The sequence below is a fragment of the Streptomyces enissocaesilis genome (assembly GCF_039533765.1).
In the GTDB taxonomy this organism is placed as follows: Bacteria; Actinomycetota; Actinomycetes; order Streptomycetales; family Streptomycetaceae; genus Streptomyces; species Streptomyces enissocaesilis.
Genome location: NZ_BAAAUD010000021.1, coordinates 76,637 through 93,087, shown reverse-complemented (window position 1 = coordinate 93,087; position 16,451 = coordinate 76,637). Strand labels below are relative to the sequence as shown.

16 protein-coding genes, 1 tRNA gene and 1 pseudogene are annotated in these 16,451 nt (G+C 72.9%); 11 read left to right on the top strand and 7 right to left on the bottom strand.

Features of this window, described 5'->3' with window-relative positions:
- Positions 1–12 precede the first annotated feature (12 nt).
- Together ABD374_RS11435 and ABD374_RS11430 are read right to left on the bottom strand one after the other, a co-directional pair.
- Positions 13–204, bottom strand: coding sequence for a DUF6381 family protein (locus ABD374_RS11435; protein WP_344494135.1), 192 nt, complete (start codon positions 202–204; stop codon positions 13–15).
- Between the two features lie 223 nt (positions 205–427).
- Positions 428–503: transfer RNA gene (locus ABD374_RS11430), tRNA-Trp, on the bottom strand.
- A 177-nt stretch (positions 504–680) separates the two neighbouring features.
- On the opposite strand from ABD374_RS11430, the gene ABD374_RS11425 reads away from it, so the two are divergent.
- Entirely contained in the window at positions 681–1,184 is a 504-nt protein-coding gene (locus ABD374_RS11425) for a metallophosphoesterase family protein (protein WP_344494133.1), read from the top strand.
- A gap of 290 nt (positions 1,185–1,474) precedes the next feature.
- On the top strand, positions 1,475–2,572 hold the full coding sequence (locus ABD374_RS11420) for a sialidase family protein (RefSeq protein ID WP_344494131.1): 1,098 nt from the start codon (positions 1,475–1,477) through the stop codon (positions 2,570–2,572).
- A 94-nt stretch (positions 2,573–2,666) separates the two neighbouring features.
- On the opposite strand, the gene ABD374_RS11415 is transcribed toward ABD374_RS11420, so the two are convergent.
- Positions 2,667–3,422, bottom strand: a complete 756-nt coding sequence (locus tag ABD374_RS11415; protein WP_344494129.1) for a ZIP family metal transporter — start codon at positions 3,420–3,422, stop codon at positions 2,667–2,669.
- Positions 3,423–3,558: 136 nt separating this feature from the next.
- Here ABD374_RS11415 and ABD374_RS11410 point away from each other — a divergent pair, with 136 nt between their 5' ends.
- On the top strand, positions 3,559–4,053 hold the full coding sequence (locus ABD374_RS11410) for an NUDIX hydrolase (RefSeq protein ID WP_344494127.1): 495 nt from the start codon (positions 3,559–3,561) through the stop codon (positions 4,051–4,053).
- 606 nt (positions 4,054–4,659) lie between these two features.
- On the top strand, positions 4,660–5,724 hold the full coding sequence (locus ABD374_RS11405; protein WP_344494125.1) for a fatty acid desaturase family protein: 1,065 nt from the start codon (positions 4,660–4,662) through the stop codon (positions 5,722–5,724).
- Between the two features lie 429 nt (positions 5,725–6,153).
- Here the strand turns inward: ABD374_RS11405 and ABD374_RS11400 are convergent, their stop codons facing one another.
- Both ABD374_RS11400 and ABD374_RS11395 read right to left on the bottom strand, forming a co-directional pair.
- Positions 6,154–7,614 carry an FGGY family carbohydrate kinase gene (locus ABD374_RS11400; protein ID WP_344494123.1) on the bottom strand — a complete coding sequence of 487 codons (1,461 nt, stop codon included), beginning with the start codon at positions 7,612–7,614 and terminating at the stop codon, positions 6,154–6,156.
- Positions 7,611–8,654, bottom strand: coding sequence for a 2-hydroxyacid dehydrogenase (locus ABD374_RS11395; RefSeq protein ID WP_344494121.1), 1,044 nt, complete (start codon positions 8,652–8,654; stop codon positions 7,611–7,613). The genes ABD374_RS11400 and ABD374_RS11395 overlap by 4 nt, the downstream gene beginning before the upstream one ends.
- A gap of 179 nt (positions 8,655–8,833) precedes the next feature.
- Here ABD374_RS11395 and ABD374_RS11390 point away from each other — a divergent pair, with 179 nt between their 5' ends.
- The 5 genes from ABD374_RS11390 to ABD374_RS11370 all read left to right on the top strand — a co-directional run bounded on the left by ABD374_RS11390 (position 8,834) and on the right by ABD374_RS11370 (position 13,561).
- Positions 8,834–9,478 (top strand): histidine phosphatase family protein, encoded by a 645-nt coding sequence (locus ABD374_RS11390; RefSeq protein ID WP_344494267.1) that lies wholly within the window; start codon positions 8,834–8,836, stop codon positions 9,476–9,478.
- Positions 9,475–10,248 carry a DeoR/GlpR family DNA-binding transcription regulator gene (locus ABD374_RS11385; protein WP_344494119.1) on the top strand — a complete coding sequence of 258 codons (774 nt, stop codon included), beginning with the start codon at positions 9,475–9,477 and terminating at the stop codon, positions 10,246–10,248. Before ABD374_RS11390 ends, ABD374_RS11385 begins: the two co-directional genes overlap by 4 nt.
- A 110-nt stretch (positions 10,249–10,358) precedes the next feature.
- The gene (locus tag ABD374_RS11380; RefSeq protein ID WP_344494117.1) at positions 10,359–11,729 is read left to right on the top strand and encodes an MFS transporter; all 1,371 of its coding nucleotides are present in this window, start codon (positions 10,359–10,361) and stop codon (positions 11,727–11,729) included.
- A gap of 71 nt (positions 11,730–11,800) precedes the next feature.
- Entirely contained in the window at positions 11,801–13,357 is a 1,557-nt protein-coding gene (locus ABD374_RS11375) for an FGGY-family carbohydrate kinase (protein WP_344494115.1), read from the top strand.
- A gap of 3 nt (positions 13,358–13,360) precedes the next feature.
- A complete protein-coding gene (locus ABD374_RS11370; RefSeq protein WP_344494113.1) occupies positions 13,361–13,561 on the top strand; it encodes an antitoxin in 201 nt (66 codons plus the stop codon).
- Between the two features lie 245 nt (positions 13,562–13,806).
- Here ABD374_RS11370 and ABD374_RS11365 read toward each other — a convergent pair.
- Positions 13,807–14,040, bottom strand: a pseudogene (locus tag ABD374_RS11365) (TauD/TfdA family dioxygenase); the annotation flags it as partial.
- Complete coding sequence (locus tag ABD374_RS11360; RefSeq protein WP_344494111.1) at positions 13,968–14,231, bottom strand: hypothetical protein; 264 nt, start codon at positions 14,229–14,231, stop codon at positions 13,968–13,970. The gene ABD374_RS11360 and the pseudogene ABD374_RS11365, both read right to left, overlap by 73 nt.
- Positions 14,232–14,695: 464 nt before the next feature.
- Between ABD374_RS11360 and ABD374_RS11355 the strand changes: the two genes are divergently transcribed.
- Together ABD374_RS11355 and ABD374_RS11350 are read left to right on the top strand one after the other, a co-directional pair.
- Positions 14,696–14,866 carry a hypothetical protein gene (locus ABD374_RS11355; protein WP_344494109.1) on the top strand — a complete coding sequence of 57 codons (171 nt, stop codon included), beginning with the start codon at positions 14,696–14,698 and terminating at the stop codon, positions 14,864–14,866.
- 62 nt (positions 14,867–14,928) lie between these two features.
- Complete coding sequence (locus ABD374_RS11350; RefSeq protein ID WP_344494107.1) at positions 14,929–16,383, top strand: glycosyltransferase family 2 protein; 1,455 nt, start codon at positions 14,929–14,931, stop codon at positions 16,381–16,383.
- The last annotated feature ends 68 nt before the right edge of the window (positions 16,384–16,451 follow it).

The following is a 16,451-nucleotide window of genomic DNA, read 5'->3' as shown; positions in this document are numbered from 1 at the left end:
GACGCAAGGGCGCTACTGCGGGGGGTAGATGTCCCCGCCGCCCATGCTGCTCGCCTGCTCGCTCTGTTCCTTGAGGCGGCGGGCCTTGTCCTTCAGCCGCTGACGCTGCTCCGGGTCAGTGGCACGCTCCGCGGCCTGCTCCACTTCCTGCGCCATCTGGCGCAGCTGCTGGGCACGACCGCCGGACTCACCTGCAACGCTCATGATCACTCCTCGGGTGAAGGGAAGAGCGGGCGGCACTAGCGAAGCAGTACGCGCGCACCGGCGCATTCCGAACGGTCACCCACCGCTATCCGCGCAGGCCAGGGGCGGGAACCCCCAGGAGCCCGGCAGCCCGGCAGCCCGGCAGCCCGGCGATAGAGAACCGCGCCGGCGCGGGCGGGAGGCTCCCGTGGCCCACGTCCGGGGTCCGTGGGCCACGTGCCGGTGGCAGGGGCGGCAGGGGTCGAACCTGCGGCATCCGGTTTTGGAGACCGGCGCTCTGGCCTCTGAGCTACACCCCTTCGACGAGCGTCAGCCTCGCACTGCCGAGGTGGGACACGCGAGTCATTTTCCCGTGTCCGCCTCCCGGCTTGACGGACGGTCACCCGATCGCAGGAAGCCGGCGTCCGAACACCCGCCCCGGGCACCCGTCCCCGGCGTCCGCGCCGGGGACGGCCGACGCGCCTACGGTGGTGTACGTGCGCCTGCTGCTGACCTCCGACACCCACCTGCCCACACGCGCCCGGGAACTGCCCGCCGAGCTCCTCGCACGGGCACGGGAAGCCGACGTCGTGATCCATGCCGGCGACTGGGTGGACACGGCCGCCCTCGACCTGCTCGACGCGCACGCGCGGCTCCTCATCGGGGTGTACGGCAACAATGACGGCCTCGAACTGCGGGCGCGGCTGCCCGAAGTGGCGCGGGCCGAGCTCGGTGGGCTGCGCTTCGGCGTCGTACACGAGACCGGAGCCGCCCGGGGGCGGGAGCTCAGGTGTGCGGAGCGCTTCCCCGACCTGGACGTTCTGGTCTTCGGCCACAGCCACATTCCGTGGGACACGACCGCTCCCGGCGGGCTGCGGCTGCTGAACCCGGGCTCGCCGACCGATCGGCGGCGACAGCCCCACTGCACTTGTATGACCGCTGTGGCCGAGGACGGACGACTGAGCGAGGTCCGCCTGCACCGCCTCCCCCGCCGCCGCTGACACCCCGAGCGGCGGCGCGGACGCCGTTGCCGTGTCCGCTGCCGCCGGGCTGCCCGGTCACCTCCTTCCGCGGGCGTGGCGCTCGCAGGCGCAGGCGTTTCCTGCCGCTACGTTCCTTCCGGGCAGGCGGGATGAAGCCTGGAACGCCATACCGGACGAGAGACGCGATGAGACTCCGTGCCACTGCCAGTCGGCGACTGGCCCTTCTGCTGACCCTGGTCGCCGGGCTGGGGGTGACCCGGGCTCCGGCACCCGCGGCACACGAGCCACCGGCGCCGTGCGCGGCTTCCGTGCCCTACCGGTCGGGGGCGTCCGGCTACCACACCTTCCGCATCCCGGCCGCGCTCCACGTGCCCGGGCCCGGCGGTGCGCTGCTCGCCTTCGCCGAGGGCCGGCGGAACTCCGCCGCCGACGACGGCGACATCGATCTGGTCCTGCGGCGCTCGCTCGACGGCGGATGCACCTGGCAGCCGATGCAGTTGGTCGCCGACGCCGGGAAGGACACGGTCGGCAACCCCGTCCCGGTGATCGACCCCCGCAGCGGAGACGTCGTGCTGCTGACCTGCCGGACGATCGGCGGTGCCACGAAGCGGCAGGTGATGTCCGGGAAGGCCGCCGCCTCGGTGCGCCGTGTGTACGTCCAGCGCAGTACCGACGGCGGCAGGACGTGGTCCGCGCAGCGGGACATCACCGGATCGGTCAAGTCCGCGGACTGGCGCTGGTACGCCGTCGGCCCCGGCCACGCGGTCGCCCTGCGGCACGGAAGCCACCGGGGCCGGCTGCTGGTGCCCGCGAACCACAGTTCGGGCACGACGGGACTCAGCGGCGCGCACTCGCTCCACAGCGACGACGGCGGGCACACCTGGCACGTCGGGTACGTGAGCGGATCGGTCAGCGGCCCGCTCGCGCTCAACGAGAGCACGCTGGCCGAGCTCCCGGACGGCACGGTCTACATCAACGCCCGCGACCACGACCGGACGGCCGAGGGCACCCGTGCGGACGCCTACAGCGCCGACGGCGGTCTCACACTGTCCGTTCCCTTCCGGCCGCAGCCCCAGCTGGCGGGGCCGACGGTCCAGGGCAGCGTGCTCCAGGTCTCCGGCCGGCCGGGGAAGGGGCCGTTGCTGTACTCCGGGCCGTCGCACCCGGACAGACGGCTCCGGATGCAGGTGCGTGCCAGCGACGACGGCGGCCGGTCGTGGCGGTCGGCGTGGTCGGTCTCGGAGGATCCGGCCGGATACTCGGACCTGGTGCAGACGGGCGCGTCCACCGTCGGCCTGCTCTACGAGACGGGGCCGCTGGCCTCCCACGACACCATCCGCTTCACACCGCTGCCCCCGGAGTCCACGGTCGCCCGGCGTGACGGCGGACGGCCGTCCGGAGGGTGAGAACGCGAAGGCGAAGGCGCGGGAGCCCGGGGTGCGGGTCCGCGGCCCGAGTCCGGGCCCGGTCATGCGTGGGACAGCACGGGCCCGGGTCCGGTCATGCGTGGGACAGCGCGAAGGACACCAGGAACCCGCTGACCGTGATCAGGCCGATCGCCAGATGGGCGTCCTCGAACGCCTCCGGGATCATGGTGTCGGCGATCATCGCCAGGATCGCACCGGCCGCCACTGCCGTCACCGCCGCCACCACCCCGGTCGGCAACCCGCCGACAACGGCGTAGCCGAGCACCGCCGAGACCGTGCCGGCGGCGGCGATCGCACCCCAGATGCCGAAGACGTACTTCTTGCTGCGGCCGGCCTTCCGCATCCCCGCGGAACTCGAAAGGCCCTCGGGCACATTGCTGATGAACACCGCCGCCACCGTCACCGTACTGACGGCCCCGCCGTCCACCAGGCTGACGCCGATGACCGCCGACTCCGGCACACCGTCCAGCAGGGCGCCCAGTGCCAGGGCCAGGCCGGAACCGGCCTGCTGGGACTCCGACGGCTGGGACTGCCGGTGCCCGGACCGCTTGCGGTGCCGGGCTCCCCGGCGCGCCAGCCATACGTTCCCCGCCGTGTAGGCCACCGCCCCGCCCACCGTCCCCAGCGCCGCCGGAACCAGCCCGGCCTGGTCGTACGCCTCCTGGACCAGCTCGAAGGAGACCGCGGACAGGAGCACCCCCGCGCCGAACGCCATGACCGAGGCCACCACCCACTGCGGGACCCGCACCCCGTACCCGAACAGCGCTCCGAGCAGGAGGGCCGACCCGGCCACCAGCCCCCACATTCCTGCCTGCACCACTTCACTCATGAGCCCCGTTTACCCCACCAGCGCACAGGGACAGCCGGAACGCGGCGCCGCGCACACCAACGGACCCGCCCGTCCGGGGACCGGCCCTTCCCGTTTCCGTTGGCTTCGCAGCGCCCCGGCACGCAGACTTGACGGCATGTCGGGCAAGCGAAGCGCGGGACTCCTCCTCTTCCGGTCCTCGGGAACGGGGGTCGAGGTGCTCATCGGCCACATGGGCGGTCCGTTCTGGGCCGGCCGTGACACCGGGGCCTGGTCGATCCCCAAGGGCGAGTACACACCGGACGAGACGCCCGAGGCGGCCGCTCGCCGGGAGTTCACGGAGGAGCTCGGCCTCCCGGTGCCCGACGGTGAACCGCTACCTCTCGGAGAGTCCCGCCAGGCGAGCGGCAAGATCGTCACGGTCTGGGCGATCGAGGCGGATCTCGACCCCGCCCTGGCGGTCTTCGGGACGTTCACCATGGAGTGGCCGAGGGGATCCGGTGTCCGGCGCGAGTTCCCCGAGATCGACCAGGTCGCATGGTGCACGCCAGAAAGCGCCCACGACCGGCTCGTGACCGGCCAGCGCGTCTTCCTCGACCGGCTCTCCCCCTACCTGCGGGACAGGCGTCCGCCGTCACCGCCGGACCGCTAGTCGCCGGTACCGGCTGCGCGGAGCCGGTACCGGGCACTCGACACGCTCCTCACCCCGCGCGGCCCGGCCCGCTTCACCCGCCCGCGGCCGCAGTACGCGCATCCCGCGGAGCCTCCGGTTCGTACACGTCCGGCAGGGGTTCTCCGCGCGGGCAGGGGGGACGGGCGCCATACGGCGGGGAGGCGCCGCCGCCCTGGACGGGTTGCTCCGCGGTGGGAACGGCAGGGTGAGAAACGGCACAGCGGGGCTCCGACCGATGTGCCTTACCGTTGACAAGAAGAAGAGCCGTCGCCTGTGCCGCTGACGGCCTGACCGGCCGGACCCAGGAGGTCACGGACGGTCCCCGGCAGGTGGACGCCGAAGACAAGGCCGCACTCCCCCCACAACCCGGCGCCGCCGCCCCGCCCGACCGATCCCCCGCCTCCCCGGTCATATCCGGCCCCCCGCCAGTGGAACGGGCCGAGAACCGCGCACGCAGCCCGCTGTGAGTCCCCGCCGCGCGCCCGCGGCCCCCGCCCGGCCGACGGCGATGCCGCCGAGCGCCGCCGAAGGCACCCGGCCACGCCGCACCCCCACTCCGCGCGCCCCACCAGAAGGGTCCTCACCATGAGTGTGCAGACTTCCGTCCACCCCCCGCCCATACCCCCTCGCCAGACCGGCAGTGACTTCGCGAAGCTGTCGAAGAAGATTGCCGCAGCCGGGTTGATGGGCCGCCGCCCCGGCTACTACACGGTACGTATCGCGGCGACAACGGCCCTCTACGTCGGCGGCTGGGTCGCCTTCGTGCGCGTCGGGGACAGCTGGTGGACCCTGGCGGTCGCCGGTTTCCTCGCCCTGGTCTTCGGCCAGGTCGCACTCGTGACCCACGACATGGCCCACCGCCAGGTGTTCCGCCTGCGCAAGGCCAGCGAGCGGTCCGGGCGGATCGCCGGAAACCTCGGTATCGGGATGGGCTACGGGTGGTGGCAGGACAAGCACACCCGCCACCACGCCAACCCCAACCACGCGGAGCTCGACCCGGACGTCCTGCCCGACGTGCTGGTCTGGTCCCAGGACCAGGCGCGCGCGGCCAAGGGGCTGCCCCGGCTGCTCGGCCGCTCGCAGGCGTTCCTGTTCTTCCCGCTGCTCACGCTGGAAGGCTTCAGCCTGCATGTGGCGGGCGTGCGGGCGCTGGCCGACCGCTCGCTCAAGAACCGTACGCTCGAAGGCACGCTGCTCTTCGCGCACTTCGCGGTCTACCTGGCCGCACTGTTCCTGGTGCTGCCGCCCGGCATGGCGATCGCCTTCCTGGCCGTCCACCAGGGCCTGTTCGGTGTCTACCTCGGGTCCATCTTCGCCCCGAACCACAAGGGCATGCCGATCCTGACCGGTGACGACCGCCCGGACTTCCTGCGCCGCCAGGTGCTCACCTCACGCAATGTGCACGGCGGCTGGTTCACCGACCTCATGCTCGGCGGGCTGAACTACCAGATCGAGCACCACCTGTTCCCCAGCATGCCCAGTCCCCACCTGCGCCGGGCCCAGGTCATCGTCCGGGACCACTGCCGGGAGCTGGGCATCGACTACCTGGAGACCAGCCTGATCACGTCGTACCGGCAGGCGCTCACCAGCCTCCACCGGGCAGGAGCCCCGATCCGCGAGGCCCGCGCCGCCGCCCTGTCCAAGGCGTAGTTGCGACCGCGCGGGTCCCCGGGGGCAGGGTGTCAGGACCGGCAGGTCTCCGGCTCGCTCGGCTGGACGGCCGGGCTGTGTTCGCGGGGCCCCGGGGGAGGGCGAGCTGGGCGCCCGGGCAGCCGTGGACGGGTTCGGGGGATCCGATGTTCCCGGCGGTGACGTTGCCGAACGAGGTGAACGAGGCGGCGGCGGGGTCGTCGGACCGAAGGGCGAAGGTACCGGTGCCGACGCGGCCGAAGGGGGCGCCCTTCGGGGGCCGGAGACGAAGTGGACGGCGGCGTACGAACGGTCGGGGGTGCCGGTCTCGGCGAGGGTGTCCTCGACGGCGGTACGCAGGAGCGAGGCGCCCCGGCGGCAGACCGGGAAGCCGAAGCTGAGCGCAAGCGGCCTGCGGTTGCGTCGGGCCGCTTGCGCTGTCGTCGTCGGTCAGCGCGGAGCGGGCCGCTCCCACTGCGCACGGGCCCCGTCGAGCGCGGAGCGGTAGGCGGCGTAGCCGTCCTCGTACACCGCGCGTGACGCCCGGCGCGGCTCCACGGTGCGAAACGACTGCGGCTTCGTCTCCGGGCCCTCGCCGAGGAAGCGGCGCGCCACCCGTACGGCGCCGAGCGCGCCCACCTCGTTCTCCAGCGGGATGCGGACCGGACGCCCCAGGACGTCGGCGAAGAGCTGCGCCCACGGCCCCGAGCGGGTGCCACCGCCGCAGGCGGCGAGGGTACCGGTGAGACCGGCGGTCTCCAGGCAGTGGCGGGCGGCGTAACCGATGGCCTCGCACAGGGCGCGCACCACGTCGGCGCGGGTGTGCGCGAGCGTGAGTCCGTCGAAGCGGCCCCGGGCCGCCGGGTCCACGAAGGGGGCGCGCTCGCCCGCGCCGGAGAGGAACGGCAGCGCGGTGACGCCCTTCGCGCCCGGCGGGCTGTCGGCGAGCAGGCCGTCGAGGTCGGCCCTGGTGGCACCGGTGAGGGCGAGGAACCATTCGAGTGCGGCGGTGCCGACCATCGCGGGCATCGCCCGCAGCCAGCGGTCGGGGTCCGGGGTGCACAGCCACATGCCGGCCGGTTCGGCGGAGCCGTCCGTCCGGACGCGGTCGGTGAGGACCTGGCAGGCGAGGGTGGTGCCGACGGTCAGCAGTCCGTCGCCCACCTCGCGCACGCCGCTGCCCGTCGCGCAGGCCGGCAGGTCGTACGGACCCGCGGTGAGCGGCAGTCCGGTGGGCAGCCCCAGCAGGCCGGCGCCGTGGGCGTCGAGGGTCAGGACGGTTCCGGGCGCGGCGGGGGCGGGCAGCAGGTGCGCCTGGTCCTCCAGTCCGCAGGCGGCGAGCGCCTTGGCCGAGTACGTGCGGCTCACCGGGTCGAGGAAGGGCAGGGTGGCGTCGGAGGCGTCCACGCTGACGCGTCCGGTGAGGCGCTGGGCGACGGCGTCCACGCAGTAACCGGCGGTGGCCGCGCGGCGCAGGGTCTGCGGCTCGTGCTCCTGGAGGTGGGCGAGGAGCGGAGCGTGGCAGCCGGGGAACATGCCGGAGCCGGTGTGCCCGTACACCTCCTGGACCGTGCCGTCCTCCAGCCAGCGCGCGACGCGGTCCGAGGCCCGGCCGTCCATCCAGGAGATGGCGGGCCGGACCGCGCGGCCGTCCGCGTCGCGCAGCCACAGCCCGTCGCCCTGGCCGGTGAGGGCGAGCGCGGCGGGCGGTCCGGCGAGTGCGGCGGTGGTTTCCCGTATGACCTCGGCGACCGTACGGACGACGTCGTCGGGGTCCTGCTCGACGCGGCCGCCGGGCAGCCGCACCACGCTGCTGCGGCGGGCGGCCGAGGCCAGCGGGGTGCCTTCGCCGCCGAAGGCGACGGCTTTGGTGACGGAGGTGCCGATGTCGACGCCGATGATCACGCTCATGGGCGCGCGGCTTCCTGGACCTCGGGATTGGCCGGGTGGGCGAGCTTCTCCCCACGTACGAAGCGGCCGGCCTCGGCGGCGGTGATGGCGGCGGCGCGGTGCGCGGTCTGCCGGGTGGCGCCGGCCAGGTGCGGGGCGGTGACGACGTTCGGGGCGTGGTGCAACGGCCAGTCGGCGGGGGGCGGTTCGATGTCGTAGACGTCGAGGGCGAGAGCGCCGAGGCGGCCGTTCCTCAGCAGTTCCGGAAGCGGGGCGTAGTCGAGGAGGCCGCCGCGGGCGGAGTTGACCAGCACCGCGCCCTCGGGGAGCAGCTCCAGTTTGGCGGCGTCGATGAGGTGGTGGGTCTCGGGGGTGAGACGGGCGTGCAGGCTCACCACGCTGCTGCGGCGCAGGAGATCGTCGAGCTCGACCGGCTCCACGCCCTCCGCGCGGGCGGCCGCCGGGTCGGCGTAGGGGTCGGCGACCAGGACGTGGGAGCCGAAGGCGCGCAGGACGCGGGCGACGATGCGGCCGATGGCGCCGTAGCCGACGAGCCCGACGGTGGCGCCGTCGAGTTCGATGCCTCCCTCGTCGTACGCGTAGAAGTCGCCGCGCCACTTTCCGCGCTTGAGTTCGGCGTCGGCGGTGGTGATGCGGCGCATGGCGGTGAGCATCAGGCCGATGGCGAACTCGGCGGCGGCGGGGGCGTTGCGGCCGGGCGCGAAGGAGACGGCGACGCCGTGGCGGGTGGCGGCGGCGAGGTCGACGTTGACCGGGCCGCCGCGGGAGACGGCGACCATGCGCAGGTCCGGGCAGGCCGTGAAGACCTTCTCGGTGAAGGGCGCCATCTGGGTCACGCAGAGCTCGGCGCCGTCCAGCGCCTCGGCCAGCTGTTCCTCCGTACCGCTCGCCTCCTGGACGTCACCGACCGGACCGAAGGGCTCGTGCGGCCAGGGCAGGGTGAGTTCGGTGATCTCCGGGGCGGAGCCGAGTTCCTCGCGCAGGGCGGTGCGCAGGAGGTCGGGGCGGACGAAATGATCACCGGCGGCAAGGATGCGCATGGGGCGGGGCCCTTCTCGGGGTCGCGGTGGCGCCGGGCTTCAGCAGCGCCGCAGCGTCATTAACACTGGCGCTGATAGATTTAACAGCATTGCCTTGAAGACGCAATGAGCCACCGGCACGGCCCCGGCCCGCGCCGGTCGCTCGCGAGGGAGACGAGGGAGACGAGGGAGAGATGTCGATGACGTCCCGGCTGTTGCTCGTACGGCACGGAGAGACCGAATGGCACGCGGAGAACCGGTACGCCGGCGTCTCCGACGTCGCACTGACCGCGAAGGGGCTGCGGCAGGCACAGGAGCTGGGAAGCTGGGCGAAGCGGCGCGGCGTCGACACCGTGGCCTGCTCGCCGGTCAGCCGCGCCCGGCTGACCGCCCGGCCCGCCGCCGAGGCTCTCGGTGTGGAGCCGGAGGTCGTCGAGGGCCTGCGCGAAGTGGACTTCGGCTGGGGGGAGGGCCGCACCATCGCGGAGATGGCGGCCGAGGACCCCGAGGCCGTACGGCGCTTCCTGGACGACGCCGAGCTCGGCGCCTTCGCCGGGTCGGAGCCGCCGTCCGAGGCCGCGGCCCGCGCCTCGGTCGCGCTGCGCGGCCTCGCGCGCAGGCACCCGGGCGGCACGGTCCTGGTGGTGGCGCACAACACGCTGCTGCGCATGGCGCTGTGCGCGATGCTCTCGATCCCGGTCGGCCGCTACCGCCTGGTGTTCCCCCGGCTGGACAACGCGGCCGTGACCGAGGTCGAGGTGACGGACACCCACACCGCCCTGCGGTCGCTCAACGTCCCCACCTGGGCACCCCTGTCCGGCGGTACGCGAAACTTGGGCACATGACGACGACCGGCGCGGAAGCCCGCAGACAGATCATCACCGAGCACGTACTGGAGCACGGGACGGCGAGTGGGGCCGAGCTCGCGGAGCTCACCCGCGTGAGCCTGATGACGGTCCACCGGGACCTCGACGAGCTGGCCAGGCGCGGGGTGCTGCGCCGCTTCCGGGGCGGGGTCTCCGCGCTGCCGTCGACGGTCTTCGAGTCGAACCTCGACTACCGGCTCGGCGTCAACACCACCGAGAAGGGGGCCATCGCGAGAACCGCCGCCGACCTGGTCGAGCCGGGCATGTCGGTGATGCTGGACGACTCCACGACCGCGCTCGCGCTGGCCCGGCTGCTGATGGACCACGCCCCGCTGACCGTGGTGACCAACGCCCGGCGGGTCATCGACCTGTTCGCCGGCCGGGAGGACATACGGCTGATCTCGCTGGGCGGGGAGTATTCGCATCCCCACGACTCCTTCCTGGGCGTGCCCTGCCTGGAGGCCATAGAGGCGCTCTCGGTGGACATGGTGCTGGTCTCCACCTCGGCGATGGACGCCCGGATGACGTACCACCAGGAGCAGGACGTGGTGCTGGTCAAGCGGGCGATGCTGGCCTCGGGCACCCGCAAGGTGCTGCTGATGGACCGCACGAAGCTGGCCAGGACCGCGCTGCACCGGCTCGGTCCGCTCGACGACTTCGACCATCTGGTGGTGGACGACGGGGTGGACGGGGACCTGCTGGCCGCACTGAGGGAGCGCACGGACGTGCACGTCGCGGCCACCGGCTGAGGACAGGGTTTCTTAAAATCTTGCGTGTTAATTTCACAGGGGTCATGATGCATTCCCATCGCGGCTGTACGTCCGCGGGCCATCGGCACCTCACTGTGGAGGCACGAGCAATGAGCAGCACCGCCGCATCCGCCGGACGCACCCCGCCCGCCGGACGTACCCCGCCCGCCGGACGCCGCGCGGAGACGGTCTGGGACCGCGTCGGCATCCCCCGGCCTCTCCTCTTCGGCTTCGTCGGCGTCCTGATCTTCATGATCGGCGACGGGGTCGAGTCCGGCTTCATCGCACCGTTCATCGAGGGCAACGGCGCCGGCAGCGAGGTCCGGGCGAGCTATGTGATCACGGCGTACGGCGTCACGGTCATGCTCGCCTCCTGGCTGTCGGGCGCCCTGTCCGAACTGTGGGGCCCGCGGCGGGTGATGCAGATGGGGCTCGCCATCTGGATCGTCTTCGACATCCTGTTCCTCACCCTCGGCGCCGCCCAGGACAACTACACGCTGATGCTGGTCTTCTACGGCCTGCGCGGCTTCGGCTATCCGCTCTTCGCCTTCTCCTTCCTGGTGTGGGTCACCGCGACCGCCCCGGTGGCCCGGCTCGGCGCGGCCGTCGGCTGGTTCTACTTCGCCTTCACCGGCGGCCTGCCCACGCTCGGCTCACTCACCGCGTCCGTCACCAACCCGCTCTTCGGGAAGTTCGGCACGCTGTGGGTCGCGCTGGCCCTGATCGCGATCGGCGGCGCCTTCTGCCTCCTCGGCGTACGCGAAAGGACCGGGTACTCCCGGCTCGCGCCGCCCGGGGTCAAGCCGGTCCAGTCGCTGGCCCGCAGTCTGTCCATCGCCTGGACCAATCCGAAGGTCGCCGTCGGCTGCGTCGTACGCGTCATCAACACCGCTCCGCAGTTCGGCCTCTGGGTGATCCTCCCGGCGTTCTTCACCGACGAGATGGGCTTCTCCGACGGCGACTGGCTGCGCCTGCTGTCGATCATGTTCGCCACCAACATCTTCTTCAACCTGCTCTTCGGGGTGGTCAGCGACCGGATCGGCTGGCGCACCACCATCGGCTGGTTCGGCGCGGTCGGCTGCGCGCTGAGCGTCCTCGCCCTGTACTTCGTGCCCAAGCTGCTGACCGACGACTACTGGGTCGCGGTCGGTGTCGGCATGGTGTACGGCGCCACGCTCGCCGGGTTCGTACCGATCTCCGCGCTGATGCCGTCGCTGGCCCCCGAGAACAAGGGTGGCGCGATGGCGCTCCTCAACCTCGGGGCGGGCGGCGCTGCCTTCGTGGGGCCCGCGATCGTCTCGTTGTTCCTCGGCCCGCTGGGCCGGGACGGCGTCGTACTGATCTTCGCCGGCCTGTACGTCGTCGCCGCCGTGCTGACGCTCTTCCTGAAGCTGCCGAGGGCGTCGGAGGAGGCCATCGTGCAGGGCAAGTCCCTCCAGGAGGCCGCCGCCGAACCGGTCGCCGCCCGCGCCACCACCTGATCCCGCCCCCGCCCCCCACACCCGCTCCCGCGTCCACCCCTGCACGCGTACACGAGAGGACCGTCCCGCCCATGAGCAGCACCGCCGGCGCACCCCGCTCCCCCGCCCCCGTCGTGGCCGGCATCGATGTGGCCACCGCCGCGGTGAGGGTGGTGTGTGCCGACGCCCGGGGGCGGGTCCTCGCCGAGGGGCGGGCGGCGCTGCCCCAGCCGGTACGCGGCGCGGGAGGCCACAGCGAGCAGGACGCCCGCGCCTGGTGGCCCGCGACCGCCGCCGCCCTGCGGCAGGCCACGGCCGCACTGCCCGGCGGTGGCCGGGAGGTCCTGGCGGTCGCCGTGTCCGCCACCTCCGGGACGCTGGTCCTGGCGGACGCGGACGGGGAGCCCGTGGGCCCGGCCCTGATGTACGACGACCGGCGGGCCGCCGGCCTCAACGCCGAGGCGCAGGGGCTGGGCGCGCCGCGGTGGCGGGCCCTGGGCCTGACCGTCGGCCCGACGGCCGCGCTCGGAAAGCTCGTCTGGTACGCGAACCGCTCCCGCCCCGGCCAACTCCTCCTGCACACCCCGGACCTGCTCGGCCGCAGACTGACCGGGCACCCGGTGGCCACCGACTGGAGTCACGCGCTCAAGACCGGCTACGACCCGCGCGCGGGCGAGTGGGCCACCGAGGTGTTCGACGCCTTCGACGTCCCCTCCGGCCTGCTGCCCGCCGTGCGGGCCCCCGGCACGGAGGCCGGCACGGTCTCGGCGCGGGCGGCGGCCGAGACCGGTCTGCCCGTCGGCTGCCGGGTCCGCCTCGGCATGACGGACGGGTGCGCGGGCCAGATCGCCACGGGCGCCGTGGAGCCGGGACAGTTCGTGGGCGTACTGGGAACGACGTACGTCCTCAAGGGCGTCACCCGGGAGCTGGTCACCGATCCGGCGGGCGCCCTCTACAGCCACCGCCACCCCGACGGCTGGTGGCTGCCGGGCGGCGCCTCGAACACCGGCGGCGAGGCCCTCGCCGCGGTGGACCCGGCCCGCCTGCCCGGCCTGGACGCGGCGGCGGACGCCCGTGGCCCGGCTTCGTACCTGGACTATCCGCTGCGGCGTGAGGGCGAGCGCTTCCCGTTCGTCCGCGGCGAGGCACGCGGTTTTCGCACCGGCGCACCGCAGGACGAGGCCGACCGGCACCGGGCGGCCCTGGAGGGCGTGGCCTTTCTGGAGCGCCTCGCCCTGGAGCACGTCCAGGCGCTGGGCGTCGAGGTGCGGGGCCCCCTGCACGCGGCGGGCGGCGGCAGCCGCAGCGACCTGTGGACCCGGATCCGCGCCACGGTCCTGGGCAGGCCGCTGCGCGTCGCCGGACGGGCCGAGACCGCGTTCGGAGCGGCCCTGCTCGCCGCCGCCGGCACCCTCCACCCGGACCTCTCCGCGAGCGCGGCGGCGATGACGGCGGCGGGGCGGCAGGTCGATCCGGTGGAGCGGGAACGGGCGGCGCTGGACGAGTCGTACGAGGGATTCGTCGCGCAGCTGCGCGCACGGGGCTGGCTGGCCCCGCTCCGGGACCAGGCGGGTGAGGGCCCTTCGGGTGCGGACCACGCGGGGTGCGGAGACCCTGGAGGGGTGGGGGCGACACAGCGAGGAGGCTGACCCATGTCGATGATGGACAAGCTCAAGCAGAAGCTGAAGGGCCACGAGGCCCAGACAGGGAAGGGCATCGACAAGGCGGGCGACACCGTCGACGACAGGACCAAGGGCAAGTACAGCGGCCACGTCGACACCGCCCAGGAGAAGCTCGGAAACGAGTTCGGCGGGGACCCGGACCGGGGCCAGGACCGGCCGCCCCAGCCCTGAGTGCACGGACGTGGCGGGCGGGGCGGCAGCGCTGCCGTCCCGCCCGCCGGTCCGCGGCCGGAACGGCCGGTCGCCCGCGAGGGCGACGCGTTCGGCGACCCGGCGGTGCGGATCGTAGGCGTCGAACGCGCAGTGCCGGGTCGCGCGGTCGTCCCACAAGGCGATGCCGTCCGCCTCCCCTCCGTCTCCCAGCGGAACCGCACCCGGTGTCCGGGCACGTGGGCCTGCTGGAACAGCAGACGCAGCAGCCGGTCGCTCTCCGCGCGCTCCAGCCCCCACGATCCGGGTGACGCCACGCCCCAGGGTGTTCGGCCGGCGGGAGCAGGTCCTGCGACGGCGACGGGCGGGAAGGGGACGAAGCCCGAAACGGAGTCGGGGACGGCGCGGGCACCGTCGATGCGGTCCTTCACCTCCTGCGGCAGGTCGTCGTACGCGGCCGCCGTGTGGGTCCACAAGGTGTCGCCGCCCGCAGGCGGCACCTCGCGATGGGTGCGGTGCGGTCGAAACGGGCCCCGTCCGGGGCGTCGCCGGTGGCGAGCAGCGGATCGCTCTCCAGCTCACCCCAGTGGCGGGTGAACGCGCGCTGCGCGTCGGAGGACAGGTGCTGCCTGCGGAAGAACAGCGCCTTCCGCTCCAGCAGGGCGCGATCGAGCTCGTACGGACGGTCCACCCGCCCCTCCGGAACCCGCCGCAACTCACGGGGCCTTCGTACCTGCCGTCGGCGGAGATGCGGCGCTCAGCGACAGAAAAAGGGCCGACGGGGCCCCACCCGGCCGCGGCGGCGCAGAAAGCCGTGGCCGCGGGGCGTGCACTCACCCGGGGGCCGCTGTGGCGGAGCCCCCCTGCACGACAGTTCGAACGCGTTCCCCTGCCCGGCGCCGCACCCCGGTCGAACGGCCGCTGTCGGACAGGTGACCTCCGCGGCACGCCAAGTCCTCGGCACCCGCGGAAAGTTCGGCCCTCGCACGACAGGTCCCCTTCCGACGGCACGGCGTAGACGACCTACGCCCAACGCATCACCGTGTGTCACACCTCAAGCGCAACATGCGTCTGGTCGTACAACTCGCACACCACCCAGCCCGTCAACCTGGTGCATTCACAGCTTCAACAAACGTCACTCCATGGGGGGATTTCATGTCCGACAGCGGGCAGCTTGCCCAGACCGGTATCGGCACGGTCGTCATCGGCGGCACCGCCTACTACATAGGTGGCTGGATGGTTCTCGCCGCGGCCGTCCTCGTCATCACGGGCGTGGTCCTGCTCCGCCTGAAGTTCCGGCCCGGGCGCGGCGTGGGCGAGAGGTGACCGGTCGTCGCCGCAGAATGCCGGTGCTGGCTGCCCGCCAGCACCGGTCGGGCACCATATTCATGGCCATCGTCGTCCTGGCCATGGCTGCCGTCTGGACCGCACACCACGCACTCGTCGCATCCGCGTACGACTCCACCACCACCGGACGCCTGTCCCTCGTATGGACCGCCCTGTTCGTCGTGTTCATGGTGCAGACGCTCATGTACCACCTGGAACGCCCGCGCCGGCTCTCCGCCCGCGGCGCACGGCAGCTCTCGGGCCTGCACGTCGCGATCCTCATGCCCGTCTACAACGAGGACCCCGGCTACCTCAAGCTCGGCCTGGAGTCCTTCCTCGCCCAGACCCGCAGGCCCGACTCCGTGCACATCGTCGACGACGGCAGCACCTCCTCGGACTACGCGGAGGTCCGCGCCTGGTGGAACCGGGCAGCCGCCGAGGTCGGCGTCGCCTTCACCTGGCAACGGGTGCCCAACGCCGGGAAACGCCACGCGCAGGCGCACGGCGTACGGGTGAGCCCCGAGGCGGACATCTACATCACCGTCGACTCCGACTCGTGCCTCGCGCCGAACGCCGTCGAGGAAGTGCTGATCCCGTTCTCCCGGCCCCGTGTCCAGTCCGTCGCCGGAATCGTGATCGCCACCAACAACCGGGCGAACCTGCTCACCCGCGTCACCGACCTGTGGTTCGTGACCAGCCAGCTGGTCGACCGCTCGGGCCAGTCCGCCGTGGGCGCCGTCATGGTCAACTCCGGGCCGCTGGCCGCCTACCGGGCACCGGTGATCCGCGACAACCTCGACAGCTACCTGAACGAGACGTTCATGGGCCGCCCCGTGATGTTCTCCGACGATTCCCTGATGACGCTCTACGCGCAGGAACGCGGGCTGACGGTGCAACAGCCGTCGGCGATCGTGTTCACCGCCATGCCCGAGAAGTGGAGTCATTTCTCCCGCATGTACCTGCGGTGGATGCGGGGTTCCACCATCCGGTCGGTGTGGCGCATGCGCTACCTGTCGATGGCCCGTCCGGCGTTCTGGCTCCATCTGCTGCGCTGGTTCCAGATGTTCCTCACGCAGATGGTCACCGTCTGGCTGCTGGTCGTCGAGCCGGTCGCTTTCGACAACCTGCCGCCGGCCTCGATGCTGTGGGTGCCGTTCATCATCGGCTGGGCCCAGGGGCTGCGCTACCTGGGCGTGATCCGCAGCGACGAGCGCATCCGCTCGCGCGCGCTGACGTGGCTGATGATGCCCGCGGCGATCGTGCTGGCCTGGACGGCGCTGCGCTGGATGCGCTGGTACGGCATCGCCACGTGTGCCCGCACCGGCTGGGGCACGCGGCAGAACGGCGCCGAGGTCTCCCTGGGTGGCGCGGGTGCTGCCGCCCCCGCGCCACCGGTCCCCGCCCCCCTCGTGGAACTCCCGCTGCCCGCCGGACGCCACGCCCGCAGCGCGCCCCTCCCGAAGCTCCTCGATCCGGGGAACGAGCAGACGCTGCGGATCGCAGTGCCCCGCAGGTAGCGGCAGCCGCGTCCGCAGCCGGGCCACACGGGTAAGACACCGCGCCGGGTCCTGGACCGGTTCCGTCC

Excerpts from the sequence above, each read along its gene's own strand:
- ABD374_RS11435 (WP_344494135.1), bottom strand. The coding sequence starts at position 204 with ATGAGCGTTGCAGGTGAGTCCGGCGGTCGTGCCCAGCAGCTGCGCCAG.
- ABD374_RS11415 (WP_344494129.1), bottom strand. The coding sequence starts at position 3,422 with ATGAGTGAAGTGGTGCAGGCAGGAATGTGGGGGCTGGTGGCCGGGTCG.
- ABD374_RS11410 (WP_344494127.1), top strand. The coding sequence starts at position 3,559 with ATGTCGGGCAAGCGAAGCGCGGGACTCCTCCTCTTCCGGTCCTCGGGA.
- ABD374_RS11405 (WP_344494125.1), top strand. The coding sequence starts at position 4,660 with ATGAGTGTGCAGACTTCCGTCCACCCCCCGCCCATACCCCCTCGCCAG.
- ABD374_RS11400 (WP_344494123.1), bottom strand. The coding sequence starts at position 7,614 with ATGAGCGTGATCATCGGCGTCGACATCGGCACCTCCGTCACCAAAGCC.
- ABD374_RS11395 (WP_344494121.1), bottom strand. The coding sequence starts at position 8,654 with ATGCGCATCCTTGCCGCCGGTGATCATTTCGTCCGCCCCGACCTCCTG.
- ABD374_RS11390 (WP_344494267.1), top strand. The coding sequence starts at position 8,834 with ATGACGTCCCGGCTGTTGCTCGTACGGCACGGAGAGACCGAATGGCAC.
- ABD374_RS11385 (WP_344494119.1), top strand. The coding sequence starts at position 9,475 with ATGACGACGACCGGCGCGGAAGCCCGCAGACAGATCATCACCGAGCAC.
- ABD374_RS11380 (WP_344494117.1), top strand. The coding sequence starts at position 10,359 with ATGAGCAGCACCGCCGCATCCGCCGGACGCACCCCGCCCGCCGGACGT.
- ABD374_RS11375 (WP_344494115.1), top strand. The coding sequence starts at position 11,801 with ATGAGCAGCACCGCCGGCGCACCCCGCTCCCCCGCCCCCGTCGTGGCC.
- ABD374_RS11370 (WP_344494113.1), top strand. The coding sequence starts at position 13,361 with ATGTCGATGATGGACAAGCTCAAGCAGAAGCTGAAGGGCCACGAGGCC.
- ABD374_RS11355 (WP_344494109.1), top strand. The coding sequence starts at position 14,696 with ATGTCCGACAGCGGGCAGCTTGCCCAGACCGGTATCGGCACGGTCGTC.
- ABD374_RS11350 (WP_344494107.1), top strand. The coding sequence starts at position 14,929 with ATGGCCATCGTCGTCCTGGCCATGGCTGCCGTCTGGACCGCACACCAC.